At 64.8% G+C, this 15547-nt stretch carries 7 protein-coding genes and 1 pseudogene; all 8 read left to right on the forward strand.

The genetic code is table 11. The annotated features are described in order from the left end of the window. The first annotated feature begins 57 nt into the window (after positions 1-57). Complete coding sequence (locus ACI766_RS00195) at positions 58-273, forward strand: dodecin (RefSeq protein WP_003097345.1); 216 nt, start codon at positions 58-60, stop codon at positions 271-273. A 183-nt stretch (positions 274-456) separates the two neighbouring features. Then, a complete protein-coding gene (locus ACI766_RS00200) occupies positions 457-684 on the forward strand; it encodes a DUF1161 domain-containing protein (RefSeq protein ID WP_003097347.1) in 228 nt (75 codons plus the stop codon). A gap of 296 nt (positions 685-980) precedes the next feature. Continuing rightward, a complete protein-coding gene (tpsB2, locus tag ACI766_RS00205) occupies positions 981-2669 on the forward strand; it encodes a two-partner secretion system transporter TpsB2 (RefSeq protein ID WP_023124886.1) in 1689 nt (562 codons plus the stop codon). Between the two features lie 112 nt (positions 2670-2781). After that, positions 2782-13299 carry a two-partner secretion system putative hemagglutinin TpsA2 gene (tpsA2, locus tag ACI766_RS00210; RefSeq protein ID WP_258871316.1) on the forward strand — a complete coding sequence of 3506 codons (10518 nt, stop codon included), beginning with the start codon at positions 2782-2784 and terminating at the stop codon, positions 13297-13299. Continuing rightward, positions 13296-13541, forward strand: a complete 246-nt coding sequence (locus tag ACI766_RS00215; RefSeq protein ID WP_124122748.1) for a hypothetical protein — start codon at positions 13296-13298, stop codon at positions 13539-13541. The genes tpsA2 and ACI766_RS00215 overlap by 4 nt, the downstream gene beginning before the upstream one ends. Positions 13542-13749: 208 nt before the next feature. Then, positions 13750-14442 carry a transposase gene (locus tag ACI766_RS00220; protein WP_023104716.1) on the forward strand — a complete coding sequence of 231 codons (693 nt, stop codon included), beginning with the start codon at positions 13750-13752 and terminating at the stop codon, positions 14440-14442. 140 nt (positions 14443-14582) lie between these two features. Further along, positions 14583-15116 (forward strand): hypothetical protein, encoded by a 534-nt coding sequence (locus ACI766_RS00225; protein WP_170868655.1) that lies wholly within the window; start codon positions 14583-14585, stop codon positions 15114-15116. Positions 15117-15333: 217 nt separating this feature from the next. Next, positions 15334-15497: pseudogene (locus ACI766_RS00230) on the forward strand (transposase); the annotation flags it as partial. Positions 15498-15547 lie beyond the last annotated feature (50 nt).

Raw genomic sequence — 15547 nt, forward strand, 5'->3', positions numbered from 1 at the left:
TTGAACAGAGGCGCCCGTCGGGCGCGAAGAACCAGGCATCGTCCGGGGAGAGAGTTCATGTCCAATCACCACACCTACAAGAAGATCGAACTGGTCGGCTCGTCCAAGACCAGCATCGAGGACGCCATCAACAACGCCCTCGCCGAAGCGGCGAAGAGCATCCAGCATCTGGAATGGTTCGAGGTGGTGGATACCCGCGGGCACATCGAGAACGGCGCCGTCGGCCATTACCAGGTGACCCTGAAAGTAGGGTTCCGTATCGCCAATAGCTGATGGCACCCTGGAAACCTGTCCACGATCGCCTGCGCCCTGGAAAGGCCGCCGTGTCTTTCCGCTTCGCCGGATCATGCACAGGCTATGAGGGCGGCGTGCCTCCATGGGCGGCGCGCTCGTCTCAACCTTGCCGCATTTGGCAAGCCTGACCCGTTCGGGTCTTCATCCATGCAACGAGGGAATGTGTTCATGAAGAAGTTGATGTTGGCAGTCGGCCTGTTTGCCGTGGCGGGCAGCGCATTCGCCGCCAAGCCCTGTGAGGAACTGAAAGCCGAGATCGATGCGAAGATCAAGGCCAACGGCGTTCCTGCCTACACCCTGGAAATCGTCGACAAGGGCAGCGTCACCGACAAGAAGGTAGTCGGCACCTGCGACGGCGGCACCAAGGAAATCGTCTACCAGCGCGGCTGATGCAGCGCCTGCGACGAGCAGTATCCGGGGCCGGCTTTCCCATGGGAGCCGGCCCTTTCTTTTTGCCGCGATGAGTACCCTGCCAACGATGGGTCTTGTTGCAGTTCGTCGAGAAGGCGTGCCATCTAACGGATTAATCCCAAAGTCTGTGTTAGGTTTTTCGGCACGCCCAGATGGCCTTGTGCCTTACTTCCGGATTGTCCGACTCATGGAAGACGGATTTCGGAATATTCCTGCTTACCCGCTGTAGCCGCTGGGCCAACATCGCGCCTTTCTGTATTTCAAGGAATGAAATCGTGGCTCTCCATCGCCTGGCCTTTATCTTCCTGTGCCTGCCGCTCATGGCCAGCGCCGCCCCCTTCACCTCCCCCGGCGACCGCGACCTGATCCGCGACCGCCAGCAGCGCCTGCTGGACGAACAGCGCAAGCGCCTGGAGGAACTCCAGCAACTGCCCGGCAAGGGAGCGCCCGCCGCTGCGGATGCCTCCGGCGACGACGAGCGCTGCTTCGAGATCCGCCGCATCGAGCTGGAGGGCGCCGGGCACCTCGGCGAAAGCGCGCGTCGCCAACTGCTGGCGCCCTACCAGGGGCGCTGCCTGGGCGTCGGCCAGCTCAATGCGCTGCTCAAGGCCGTCACCGACCATTACCTGGATCGCGGCTACGTCACCACCCGCGCCTACCTGCCACAGCAGGACCTGGCCTCCGGGACCCTGCGCATCATCGTCGTCGAAGGCCGCCTGGAGGGCCTGGACAGCTCCGCGCTGGCCAGCCCGCGCGAACTGGCGATGAGCTTTCCGGGCAGGACCGGCGAGTTGCTCGACCTGCGCGAACTGGAGCAACTGGTCGACCAGTTGAGCCGCCTGCCGTCGCGCCAGGCGCAACTGGAGCTGGTGCCCGGCAGCGAGGTCGGCGGCAGCCGGGTGCGTCTCAAGGGCGAGCGCGACAAGCCCTGGCGGGTCTCCGCCACGCGCAACAATGACGGCGACGTCAGTACCGGCGAGCAGCAGATGGGCCTGGGCCTGGACTGGGACAGCCCGCTGGGCCTGGCCGACCAGCTCAACCTGCGCGCCAACCGCGACGCGGTGACCGACCGCTGGCGCCATTCCGACAGCCAGAGCCTGTTCTACAGCCTGCCCTGGGGCTGGTGGACCTTCACCTACGGCTACAGCCAGAGCGACTACCGCACGCGCAACGAGGCCAGCGGCTTCCCCTTCAAGCTCGATGGCGACAGCCGCAGCCACCAGTTCCGCGCCGAACGCGTGCTGCACCGCGACGGCGTGAGCAAGACCGCCATGAGCCTGGGGCTCAGCCACCAGCGCACCAACAACTATGTCGAAGACACCCGCCTGGAAGACCAGAGCACGCGGATCACCGAGACCCAGCTCGGCTTCAACCACGGCCGGCGGATCGGCAGCGGCTTCGTCAACCTCGACCTCGGCTGGCAGCAGGGCATCGGCGCCCTTGGCGCGCAGGGTCGCGGCCACCCGCACGCGGGCGATCCGAATGCGCGCTACGACAAGTACAGCCTGACCCTCAGCTACCTGCAGCCGTTCCAGCTATGGGGCGAGCGCTTCAGCTTCGACAGCCTGGCCACCGGGCAAAGGAGCGAGGACGTGCTGTTCAGCCCGCAGCGCATCAGCCTCGGCGGCAACAGCTCGGTGCGCGGCTTCAAGGACCAGACCCTGACCGGCGACAGCGGCGGCTACTGGCGCAACCAGTTGCGCTGGCGGCGTGCGGTGGAATGGGCGCCGCTGCGGCCCTGGCTGCAGGAATACGGCGTGGCCTTCGCCTACGACGTCGGCGTGATCCGCCACGACCGCTACAACGACGGCGCCAGCGGGCGCATGAGCGGCAACGCCATCGAACTGGATGCCCGCGGCCGCTATTTCGCCGCCAGCGTCGGCTTCGCCCGCTCGCTGGAGCGGCCCAGCGCCATCGAGCGGCGCGAGCACCCGATCTATTTCCGGGTCGACGCGTTCTTCTGAAGACGCGGCGACCTCCTGAACGCTTTAGGAAAGCGCCTACCTGCATCGAGGCCCTTTCCTTGGAAAACCTTGCTTAACCTCGCCGGGCCCCTACCCGCCAAGGAGTAACGATATGGACATCCGCAGCCCGCTGAACCAGTGCATCGCCCTGTCCCTGGCCGGCATCCTGTTCCTCAACCCGATCGTCGCCGCGGCGGCGGGGCTGGCGCTGGACAAGGCCGCCGGCGGCAACACCGGCCTGAGCCAGGCGGGCAACGGCGTGCCCGTCGTCAATATCGCCACGCCCAACGGCGCCGGGCTGTCGAACAACCATTTCCGCGACTACAACGTCGGCGCCAACGGGCTGATCCTCAACAACGCCACCGGCAAGACCCAGGGTACCCAGCTCGGCGGGATCATCCTCGGCAACCCCAACCTCAAGGGCCAGGCGGCGCAGGTGATCCTCAACCAGGTCACCGGCGGCAACCGCAGCACCCTGGCCGGCTACACCGAGGTGGCCGGGCAGTCGGCGCGGGTGATCGTCGCCAACCCGCACGGCATCACCTGCCAGGGCTGCGGCTTCATCAACACGCCGCGCGCGACCCTCACCACCGGCAAGCCGATCATGGACGGCCAGCGCCTGGAGCGCTTCCAGGTGGACGGCGGCGACATCGTCGTCGAAGGCGCCGAACTGAACGTCGGCAACCTCGAACAGTTCGACCTGATCACCCGCAGCGCCAAGCTCAACGCCAAGCTCTACGCGAAGAACCTCAACATCGTCACCGGCCGCAACGACGTCCAGGCCGACAGCCTGCAGGCCACGCCGCGCGCCGCCGATGGCAGCGAGAAGCCACAGCTGGCGATCGACAGCTCGGCGCTGGGCGGGATGTACGCCGGGGCGATCCGCCTGGTCGGCACCGAGCAGGGCGTGGGGGTGAAGCTGGCCGGCGACATGGCCGCCAGCGGCGGCGACATCCGCATCGACGCCAGCGGCAAGCTGAGCCTGGCCCAGGCCTCCAGCCAGGGCGACCTGAAGATCGCGGCCCAGGCCGTGGAGCTGAACGGCAAGACCTACGCCGGCGGCAGCGCCGAGATCCGCAGCGCGGAGGAACTGGTCAACCGGCAGAGCCTGGCGGCGCGCGAACGCATCGCGCTGGAGGCGGCGCATATCGACAACGCCGGGGTGATCGAAGCCGGCGTCGAGCCAGACGAGCGGCGCAACGCGCGCGGCGACCTCGAGCTGCGCAGCGGCACCCTGCGCAACGCCGGCAGCCTGGTGGCCAGCCGCGCGCTGGAAGCGAAGGCGAGCCAGGCGCTGGACAACCAGGGCGGCAGCCTGAAGGGGGCGACCGTCCGGGTCGACGCCGGGCACCTGGACAACCGTGGCGGCAAGCTGCTCGCCGAGGGCGAACTGCGGGTCGAGGCGAGCAGCCTGGACAACCGCCAGGACGGCCTGTTGCAGAGCCGGGACCGCGCCATGGTCAAGACCCGTGGCGATCTCGACAACCGTGGCGGCCAGGTGATCGGCCTGAACGACCTGGAGGTCGGCGCGGCGACGCTCGACAACGGCCAGCAAGGCCTGCTCGGCAGCCAGCAGTCCACCCGCGTCAGCGCCCAGGCGCTGGTCAACCGGGGGGACGGCGAAGTCTCCGGCAAGCGCCTCGAGGCCCGCGTCGGCAGCCTCGACAATCGCGGCGGCAAGCTGATCGGCGACGACCTGCTGGTGGTCGCCAGCGGTGCCATCGACAACCGCCTCGGCTTGTTCTCCGCGGCCAACCGCCTCGACCTGCGGGCGCGCAGCCTGGACAACAGCGGCAAGGGCACGCTGAGCAGCCGGGGCGGCCTGGAGGTCAGCCTCGGCGGCCTGCTGGACAACCGCGATGAAGGCAACCTGCTCAGCCAGGGCGCGCAGCGCGTGACGGTGGGGCAACTGGACAACCGCGCCGGCGGCCTGCTGTCGAGCCGCAGCGAGTTGAACGTCCACGGCGCCAGCCTGGACAACCGTGGCGGCGTGCTGGTGGCCGACGCCGGCCTGAGCGCCACGGGAGGCGCCTTCGACAACCGCGACGGCGGCAGCGCCAGCGGCAAGGCTGGCGTGCGCGTGGAGGTCGCCAGCCTGCGCAACGACCAGGGTGGCAAGCTGCTCAGCGATGGCCGCCTGGACCTCGCAGCGAACGCCGTCGGCAACGCCGGAGGGCGTATCGCCGCCAAGGGCGACCTGCAGGCGACGCTTGGCAGCCTGGCCCAGCAAGGTGGCGAACTGGTCAGCGAAAAGACCCTGAAGGTCGCGGCCGACACGCTCGACAACAGCCAGTCCGGGCTGATCGCCGCGAATGGCGGCATCGCTATCGAGGCGCGGCAGGTCGACAACCGCGCCGGCGAGATTTCCAGCACCTCGAAGGTCGCCGTGAACGCCCGCGAGCAACTGGACAACCGCGGCGGCAAGGTCATCGGCGACAGCGGCCTGCGCCTCACCGTGCAGCGCCTGCTGAACCAGGCCAAGGGGGTGCTGGCCGGGCGCGACGGCCTGAGCCTGGACGGCGGCGAACTGTTCAACGGCGACGGCGGTCGGCTCGACAGCCAGAACAGCCTGAGCGTGAGCCTCGGCGGCGTGCTGGACAACCAGGGCGGCGCGCTGGTCAGCGAAGGCAGCCTGACGGCGCGCGCCGCGCGCCTGGACAACCGTGGCGGGACCTTCTCCAGCGCCGGTGCGCTGGCGCTGACCAGCCAGGCCGCGCTGGACAACCAGGGCGGCAGGCTGCTCAGCGATGCCGGCGTGACGCTGCAGGGCGCCAGCCTCGACAACAGCCGTTCCGGCGTGATCAGCGCCAAGGGTGCGGTGGATATCCGCACCGGCGTGCTGGACAACAGCCGCAACGGCGGCATCGGCAGCAACGCCGGCATCACCCTGGTGGCCGCCCGGCTGGACAACGGCCAGCAGGGCCGGGTCAGCGCCAAGGGCCTGCTCGACGCCAACCTGAAAGGCCTCGACCAGCGCGGAGGCGGCGTCCTGGTCAGCGAAACCGGCGTCACCCTCGACCTCAATGGCGGCACGCTGGTCAACCGCGACGGCGGCCTGATCGCCACGCCCGGCGCGCTGCTGCTGCGCCAGCTCGGCGCGGTGGACAACGGCGCCGGCGGGGAAATCTCCAGCGACCGCGCCTTCACCCTCGCCGCCGCCAGCCTGGACAACCGCGGCGGGCGCCTGATCGGCGCCGCCAGCCTGACCCTGCGCATCGCCCAGGCCCTGGACAACAGCCTGGGCGGGGTGATCTCCGGCGCCGCCGGCCTGGACATCGCGGCCGCTCGCCTGGACAACAGCGCCAAGGGCACCCTGGCCAGCCGCGCCGGCATCGACCTGCGCGTCGACGGCGCGCTGGACAACCACGCCGAAGGCACCGTCTCCGGCGCCCGCCTGACGCTCGCCAGCGCCTCGCTGGACAACAGCGGCAAGGGCCTGCTCTCCGGCAACGCCGGCCTGAGCGTCGCCACTGGCGCGCTGGACAACGCCGAGGGTGGCCAACTGATCAGCCAGGGCGTCTTGGACGTCAGCAGCGCCGACCTCGACAACCGTGGCGGCGCCCTCAGTGGCAAGCAGTCGCTGCGCCTGAGCGCCGCCAACCTGGACAACCGTGGCGGCCTGCTCACCAGCGACGGCGAACTGGAACTGACGGCAGGGCGCGTCGATTCCGCCGACGGCGGCGAAATCTCCGCCCGGGGCGACCTGCGCCTGACGGTCGAGCGCCTGGTGCAACGCCAGGGCCGGCTGGTCGGCGAGCGCGGCGTCAGTCTCGACCTGCGGGGCGGCGACCTGGACAACCAGGGTGGCCTGATCAGTGCTCGCGGCCCGCTGAGCATCGAGCGGCTGAACGTCCTCGACAACCGCCAGGGCGGCGAGATTTCCAGCCAGCAGGGCTTCGAGCTGCTGGCCAGACGCATCGACAACGGCCAGCAGGGGCGCATCATCAGCGCCGGGAAACTGCGCCTGGACGCCGACGCGCTGGGCAACGCCGGCGCCGGCCTGCTCTCCGGATGGCAGGGCCTGACGGTGACAGGCGGGAGCCTGGACAACAGCGCCGGCGGCACCCTTTCGAGCAAGGACGGCGAGCTGGCCATCAGCCTCGGCGGCGCGCTGGACAACCACGGCCAGGGCGCGCTGGTCAGCAAGGGCGCGCAACGGATCGACGCCGCCAGCCTGGATAACGCCCAGGGCATCGTCTCCGGCGAAAGCGACGTGACCCTGAGCATCGCCGGGAAGCTGGACAACGGCCAGGGCGGCCTGGTCTCGGCGCAGCGCGCGCTGAGCTTCGAGCGCGACGATACGCTGCTGAACAACGCCGGCGGCCGGATCAACGGCGGCAGCCTGCTGCTCAAGGGCGCCAGCCTGGATAACAGCGACGGCCAGTTGATCAGCCAGGGCCGGCTCGACGCCATCCTCGGCGGCGCCCTGGTCAACGCCGGCGCGGCGCGCCTGGCCAGCGGCGGCGACCTGCTGCTGCGCAGCGCCAGCGTCGACAACCGCGGCGGCAAGCTGGTCAGCCAGGGGCTGCTGGAGATCAGTGCCGGCAGCCTCGACAACAGCGCCTCCGGCACCCTCGCCAGCCAGGCCGGCATGAGCCTGCGCCTGGGCGGCGGCGCCCTGCGCAACCAGCAGGACGGCCTGATCTTCAGCCAGGCCGGCGCCCTCGAGGTGCAGGCCGGCAGCCTGGACAACCGCCAGGGCACGCTCCAGGCCCAGGGCGACAACCGGCTGCGTATCGGCGGCGCGCTGGACAACCAGGGCGGCCGCCTGGACAGCCGGGCCGGCAACCTCGACCTGCAGAGCGGCAGCCTCGACAACGGCGCCGGCGGCGTGCTCAACAGCGCCAAGGGTTGGCTGAAGCTGGTCACCGGGCTGTTCGACAACAGCGCCGGCGTCACCCAGGCGCAGTCGCTGGAGATTCGCGCCGGGCAAGGCGTGCGCAACCAGCAGGGCCATCTCTCGGCGCTGGGCGGCGACAACCGCATCGTCACCGCCGACTTCGACAACCAGGGCGGCGGCCTCTACGCCAGCGGCCTGCTCAGCCTCGACGGCCAGCGCTTCCTCAACCAGGGCGCGGCGGCGGGCCAGGGCGGCAAGGTCGGCGCCGGGCGCATCGACTTCAGCCTGGCCGGCGCGCTGGCCAACCGCTTCGGCCAGTTGGAAAGCGAAAGCGAGCTGCACCTGCGCGCCGCCGCGATCGACAACAGCGGCGGCAGCCTGCGCGCCCTCGGCCGCAGCGGCAGCACGCGGTTGGTCGCTGGCGGCCTGAACAACGCCTACGGCGTGCTGGAAAGCGCCAACCAGGACCTCGACCTGCAACTGGGCAGCCTGGCCAACGCCGGCGGGCGCATCCTCCATACCGGCAACGGCACCTTCGGCCTGGATTCCGGGCAGGTGATCCGCGCCGGCGGCGAACTGACCACCAATGGCCTGCTGGACATCCGCGCCAGCGAATGGACCAACAGCAGCGTGCTGCAAGCCGGACGCCTGAACCTGGACATCGGCACCTTCCGCCAGACGGCCGAGGGCAAGCTGCTGGCGGTGCAGTCCTTCACTGGCCGCGGCGGCGACTGGAGCAACGACGGCCTGCTGGCCAGCGACGGCAGCTTGCGCCTCGAGCTGAGCGGCGGCTACCGTGGCAACGGCCGCGCCACCAGCCTCGGCGACTTCGCCCTGAACGCCGCCAGCCTCGACCTCGGCGACGCCGCCAGCCTCGCCGGCGGCGCCAATGTCACGCTCGGCGCCGGCAACCTGCTGGTCAACCGTGGGCGGATCACCGCCGCCGGCGACCTCGTGGCCAGCGCCGCGAGCCTGAACAACTACGGCACCCTGGGCGGCGGCGGCAGCCTGCGATTGAACGCGCCCGCCCTGCTCAACGAGCGCGGGTTGCTGTTCAGTGGCGCCGACATGACCCTGCGCGCCGGCGACATCACCAACCTCTACGGGGATGTGTACAGCCTCGGCAGGCTGGATATCGCCCGCGACGATGCCGGCAACCGTGCCGCCAGCCTGCGCAACCTTTCCGGGGTGATCGAGAGCGGCAAGGACTTCAGCCTGCGTGCCAGCCTGATCGAGAACCGTCGCGCCGTGCTGGAAAGCAAGTCGGGCCTGTACACCGCGAAGATGGAGCAGACCGCCTGCATCGAAGGCGTCAACGCGGGCGACTGCAGCGGCAAGCGCAACGCCATCTGGACCATCACCCAGCGCGACAAGACCGAGGTCACCGCCAGCAGCGCCATGGGGCAACTGCTGGCCGGAGGCGACTTCGCCATCGACGGCGGCACCCTGAACAACCTTTCCAGCCTGATCGGCAGCGGCGGCAACCTCACCGCCAACCTCGAAGTCCTCGACAACCAGGGCCTGGAAACCGGCGAGCTGGAAACCATCCGCGTGCTGCGTACCGCTCGCGGCGGCGATATCGGCGGCATCGACCAGAAGTCGCGCAACTTCACCAACCTCTACTGGTACCAGAGCGCCAATTTCGACCCGGCGCGCGCGGGCGAGATCCCCGCCGCGCTCAACGCGATCCTCAGCGACTGGTCCTTCGAGTACGAATTCCCGAGCAAGGGGCCGACCCCGATCAGCAGTGGCGACCAGTCCTACGCAGCGGTGATCCAGGCCGCCGGCGACGTCACGGTCAATGCCAGCACGCGCATCGACAACGGCGTCACCCGCCCCGGCTACACCTTCGTCGGCAGCGGCCGCCAGGTGGGCGACAGCGCGGTGGGCGGCAGCGGGGTTTCGGTGGTCGTGCCGCTGACCTCGCAACTGCCGCCCGACCTGGCGCGGCGCCAGGTCAACCCGGTTACCCTGCCCGGCTTCAGCCTGCCCCAGGGCGACAACGGCCTGTTCCGTCTCAGCTCGCGCTTCGCCGAGGACGGCAATGGCAGCGCCGCGCTCGGTGCCGGCGCCGACCGCACCCAGGGCGGCAGCGGCGTCTCGGTCGGCCAGCAAGGCGCCGGCAACGTCGCCGGTACCTGGCAGGGCCAGGGCGTGCGAGTCGACGGCCTGGCTGGCGCGGCCAACGTCCAGGGTCAGGGCGGCAGCACGCTCGGCGGTAGCCTGCCGGGCGTCGCCCGGGTCCAGGGCGTGCCCGGCAACGCCACGCCGAGCGCCAGCCACAAGTACCTGATCGAGACCAACCCGGCGCTCACCGAACTGAAGCAGTTCCTCAACTCGGACTACCTGCTCAGCGGCCTGGGCATGAACCCGGACGCTAGCAAGAAGCGCCTCGGCGACGGTCTCTACGAGCAGCGGCTGATCCGCGACGCGGTGGTGGCGCGCACCGGCCAGCGCTACATCGACGGGCTGAGCAGCGACGAGGCGCTGTTCCGCTACCTGATGGACAACGCCATCGCTTACAAGGACAAGCTCCAGCTGCAACTGGGCGTGGGTTTGAGCGCGGAGCAGATGGCGGCGCTGACCCACGACATCGTGTGGTTGGAAGAGGTCGAGGTGAACGGCGAGAAGGTCCTCGCGCCAGTGGTCTACCTGGCCCAGGCGGAGGGTCGGCTGGCACCCAACGGTGCGCTGATCCAGGGCCGCGACGTGAAGCTGGTGAGCGGCGGCGACCTGCATAACGTCGGTACCCTGCGCGCGCGGAACGACCTCTCGGCGACGGCCGACAACCTCGACAACAGCGGCCTGATCGAGGCCGGCAAGCGCCTCGACCTGCTCGCCGGCGACTCGATCCGCAACCGCCAGGGCGGGGTCATCGCCGGGCGCGATGTGAGCCTCACCGCGCTGACCGGCGACGTGATCAACGAACGCAGCGTGACCCGCTACGACAGCGCGCTCGACGGCCGCACCTGGGAGCGCAGCTTCGCCGACAGCGCCGCGCGGGTGGAGGCGGCGAACAGCCTGAACGTCCAGGCCGGACGCGACATCGCCAACCTCGGCGGGGTGCTGCAGAGCCGCGGCGACCTCAGCCTCGACGCCGGACGCGACGTCACCGTCGCCGCCGTCGAGGACCGCCAGGGCCAGACCCGCTGGAACACGTCGCGGCTACAGAGCGTGACCCAGCTCGGCGCCGAAGTCAGTGCCGGGCGGGACCTGAACGTCAGCGCCGGGCGCGACCTCAGCGCAGTGGCCAGCGCCCTCGAAGCGCGCCGCGACATCGCCCTCTCCGCCGGGCGCGACGTGACCCTGGCGGCGGCGGCGAACGAGGAGCATGCCTACAGCAAGACCAGGAAGGTCACCTACCAGGAAGACAAGGTCGCCCAGCAAGGCACCCGCGTGGACGCCGGCGGCGACCTGGCGATCAATGCCGGACAGGACCTGCGCCTGATCGCGAGCCAGGCCAGCGCCGGCGACGAGGCCTACCTGGTGGCCGGCGACAAGCTGGAACTGCTGGCCGCCAACGACAGCAACTACTACCTGTACGACAAGAAGAAGAAAGGCGACTTCGGCCGCAAGGAAACCCGGCGCGACGAAGTCACCGACGTCAAGGCGGTGGGCAGCCAGATCAGCAGCGGCGGCGACCTCACCCTGCTCAGCGGCGGCGACCAGACCTACCAGGGCGCGAAGCTGGAATCGGGCAACGACCTGGCCATCGTCAGCGGCGGCGCGGTGACCTTCGAGGCGGTGAAGGACCTGCACCAGGAAAGCCACGAGAAGAGCAAGGGCGACCTGGCGTGGAACAGCGCCAAGGGGAAAGGGCAGACCGATGAAACGCTTCGGCAGACCCAGATCGTGGCCCAGGGGAATCTGGCGATCAAGGCCGTGGAAGGGCTGAAGATCGACCTCAAGCATATCGACCAGAAGACCGTAAGCCAGACCATCGACGCGATGGTGCAGGCGGATCCGCAACTGGCGTGGCTGAAGGAGGCCGAGCAGCGCGGGGATGTGGACTGGCGCATGGTGCAGGAGGTGCACGATAGCTGGAAGTACAGCAACTCGGGCATGGGGCCGGCGACGCAGATCGCTGTCGCCATCGCGGCGGCAGCCATCGGTGGCATGGCGGCAGCGGGAGCGCTCAGTGGTGCAGGAGTGGGTGCCAGTAGCTTCGCCATGGGCGCAGGAGTTGGTGCGGCAGGAAGCCTGTCGGGCACGGCAGCGGTCAGCCTGATCAACAACAAGGGCGATCTCGGGAAGGTGCTGAAAGACAGCTTCAGTAGTGACAGTCTGAAGCAGATTGCTATTGCGAGCCTGACCGGGGGGCTGACGGCTGAGTACTTCGACGGGATTCTTCAGACCAAGACTGATCCGCTTACTGGAAAGGTCACGGTAGACCTCAGCAGCCTATCTGGTGTTGGTCGCTTCGCTGCCAATCAGGCGATGCAGAACGCTACATCCACTGTACTGAGCCAGGCCTTGGGCCAGGGCGGGAGCCTGAACGAGGCGCTGAAGAGCGCGCTCTACAACAGTTTCGCGGCGGCAGGTTTCAACTTCGTCGGCGATATCGGCCAGGAATACAGCCTGAAGCCAGGCGATCCTTCGATGGTGACCATGCACGCCCTGATGGGTGGCCTGGCGGCGCAGGTCAGCGGTGGCGATTTCGCCACGGGCGCCGCGGCGGCTGGCGCCAATGAAGCGCTGGTGGCCAAGCTAGACCAGGCCTTCAAGAGCTTGAGCCCTGAGAACCGTGAAGCCATGGTCACTATGGGGTCGCAATTGGTTGGTGTTCTGGCTGCGGCGGTACGCGATCCTGATGTGACAGGCAAAGCTCTGGAAAGCGCTGCTTGGGTAGCGAAGAACTCGACGCAATACAACTTCCTCAACCATCAGGATGTGGCCGATCTGGATAATGCCTTGCAGAAATGCAAGTCCCAGGGAAATTGCCGTCAGGTAGAGGAAGAGTTCAAGGCGCGTAGCGACGAGAACCGGCGGAGGTTGAATGGCTGCGTGGCTGCGGGTAATTGCGCGGAGATTCGTGCGGAGATCGATGCGGGGTCTACGGCTCTCAACGAGCTGGTGGCCCGGCAGGAAACAGCTAATCCGGGAGGAAGTGACAGCGATATAGCCTACGGTTTCCTGATGGGCCGAAACGTCGTCGACTGGACGACGGCTGGTCAGTTGCACCTGGAGCAGACCGCCAACCTCTGGTGGAACGGCAATCCACAGTGGCAGAAGGAAGTCGGTGCATACCTGGACCAGACGGGGTTCAATCCGTTCGGAATCGGCGTTCCGGCAATGGGCGGTGCCGCTGGCAAGGTATCGGCCAAGGCGCTCATGAATGCGCTGAAGGCGGGAGAGTTGCCCAAAGGAGAGGTGGCCCCAGGAAAGGCTAATCTGCCTACCATTGGGGCGTTGGCGGATGCTGAGGCGGGGATGCCTTATACGCATCCAATAAAAACACCTTCAAATGAGACTGCTCGACTTTTAGCTTCATCTCAAGAACCTTATAAAGGTGGGCAGTCAATTACAAATGCTGGCAGGGCCGTTACTAAGCATCCTGAGTACTTTGGATTCAGTTCAACACAGGAACTACGGAAGATGTACCGGACAGACTCTCAGATTAATGAGCTTGCTGGAAAGGCAATAAATGAAATACTCCAGAGTGGAGTGAAGAGTAGTGGCGCCGGGGGAAGATATCCGGGAGGCTGGATAACTTATACATTACCAGACGGTCGGGCTGCTAGTTGGGGTGGGGATGGTAAATTTATTGGATTTAGAGGGGTGCAAAAATGAAGGTAAATTTGGTTTTTGAAAAAGTTGGAGATATTAATAGTGATTATCCATATCTTTGTGTATATAGGGAGGGGGAGAGAGAGCCTTTTATGGAGATATCAGTGAATCAAGAAAGAAAGATTGAGTTTGTTTTTTATTCTAGAGCTGATAATTTATCCCTAAGCTCTGAAGAATTCTATGAAATATATGGTAGAGCGGAAGCTTTTTTGCCCCAAGCTTTAGAGAATGAAGATTCACTGTAATGCTTAAATAAAGAGACTGGCTATAATGGGATGATTTATTTTTCTGACTCTAGTTTTTTGAGCAAAGGAGGCATCCGTGATGCTTAATTAAGGGCGAGTAGTTTAAAACAGGGGACCATAAACAGCATAAAGGGGACAGATTTATTTTCCCTACTCTAATTTTCTAAGCAGGGAGGCTCCAGCGCAGACGCCGTAAGGAGGCTCCGCGATGCCTAGGCAGAGGCGAGTGGTTTTACTGAACTATCCGCTTTACGTGGTCCAGCGGGAACACAATCGGCAAGTGGTATTCGCCGAGGACGAGGACTACCAGCGTTACCTCTCCGATCTACGGGACCTCAAGGATGCCTTTGGTATCAAGGTCTACGCATTTTGCCTGATGACCAACCATGTCCATCTGCTCTTGGCGCCTGGTGATTCGCTGTCTGGCTTGGCGCAACTGATGAAAACGCTGGCGGCGCGCACGACACGATATCGGAATCGCTTGGAGGGCCGTTCCGGAACGTTGTGGGAAAGTCGCTATAAATCGAGTGCCGTACAGAGCGATGCCTACCTGCTGGCGTGTTGCCGGTACATCGAACTGAACCCTGTTCGGGCGCGGATGGTGGACGATGTGGCGGCCTATCCCTGGTCAAGTTATGGGCTGCGGGCGGATTGGTTGAAGGAGCCAAACTGGTTGGATATGGATCCCTGCTTCATTGAGCTAGGTCAGACGGCCGAAGAGCGATATCGGCGATACGTAACGTTCGTGAAAGAGGCGATACCGGCCGAGGAATTGAAGCTGATTCGCGAGGCGGTTCAGCGTGGACAACTGACGGGCAATCAACGGTTCGTGGACGAGATCGAGCGGGAAGCCGGGGTGAGAATAGAGCGGCGTGGGCAAGGGCGGCCGAGATTAGAGTAGGGAAAATAAATCTGTCCCCTTTTTTCCCTCTTTTCTCCTTTTCTCGTCGCGGGGCTACCTTCTGCGGAACTAAAGATAGGTGGAAATAGTAAGAAAAATATTGCTGTAAAGATTCGTTTTGAAAATCCTTAGGGTGTAATATGAATAGTTCCTGTCAGCATGTTTTATGTGGTTTGGTGGACTTTTCAAAGAAGCTTCCAGATAATATTGTTAAGGTAAGGAAAGGGATGACATTTTTTGTTGAGAGATCGGCTCTATATAGTTTGAGTATTTTAAAATTGTTATTTTTTGTTAGCGTTAATAGTGGTGCGAAAAAAATATTTTTCTGCTTTTTGGTAGCCCAAAAAAATAAATTTGAGATCTCCTCGGTTTATGAGGTTGATCTGCTTGAAGTTAATTTTACTGAGATAGAGAATAGGCTGTGTTCTTTATATGAAGAGCATGTTTTAGTTGGAGAGGTAGGTAGAATAGTAGCTTTTTCAGATATGGTCTCATGGGTTCTGTATGAAGAGGTTTTAGAAGAGATAGGGGTTTTGGTTATGTTGGATGAAACGAAATCTGTATATTCAAATTTTGATTTTGGCGAGTTCGTTAGTAGAGAGTTTATGATGGAGCAGGCTGATTTGGGTTTATACCGGAAAGAGTACGTAGATAAACTTATTTCTAATTATTAACATAAAGGAAGAATTTTTATTTTCCCTATCCTAATTTCTGAACACGGAGGCTCCAGCGCAGGTTCCGTCAAGGGGGCAAGATGCCTAGGTAAGGGAGAATGGTTTAGCGAGTTATTTGCTTTGAGTGTTTCTGCGTGGCGCAGTTTCTGAAATTAGCAGCATAAAGGGGACAGATTTATTTTCCCTACTCTAGTTTTCTAAGCAAGGAGGCTCCGCGATGCCTAGGCAAGGGCGAGTGGTTTTACCGATTATCCGCTTCACATGGTCCAGCGGGGACACAATCGGCAAGTGGTATTCGCCGAGGACGAGGACTACCAGCGTTACCTCTCCGATCTACGGGACCTCGAGGATGCCTTCGATAACAAGCTCCATGCATTTTGCTGAATAACCACCCATATCCATCTGCTCCTGGCGGCTTGCCGGCCCTCCTT

The organism is Pseudomonas sp. DL, assembly GCF_047199225.1.
Classification (GTDB): Bacteria; Pseudomonadota; Gammaproteobacteria; order Pseudomonadales; family Pseudomonadaceae; genus Pseudomonas; species Pseudomonas aeruginosa.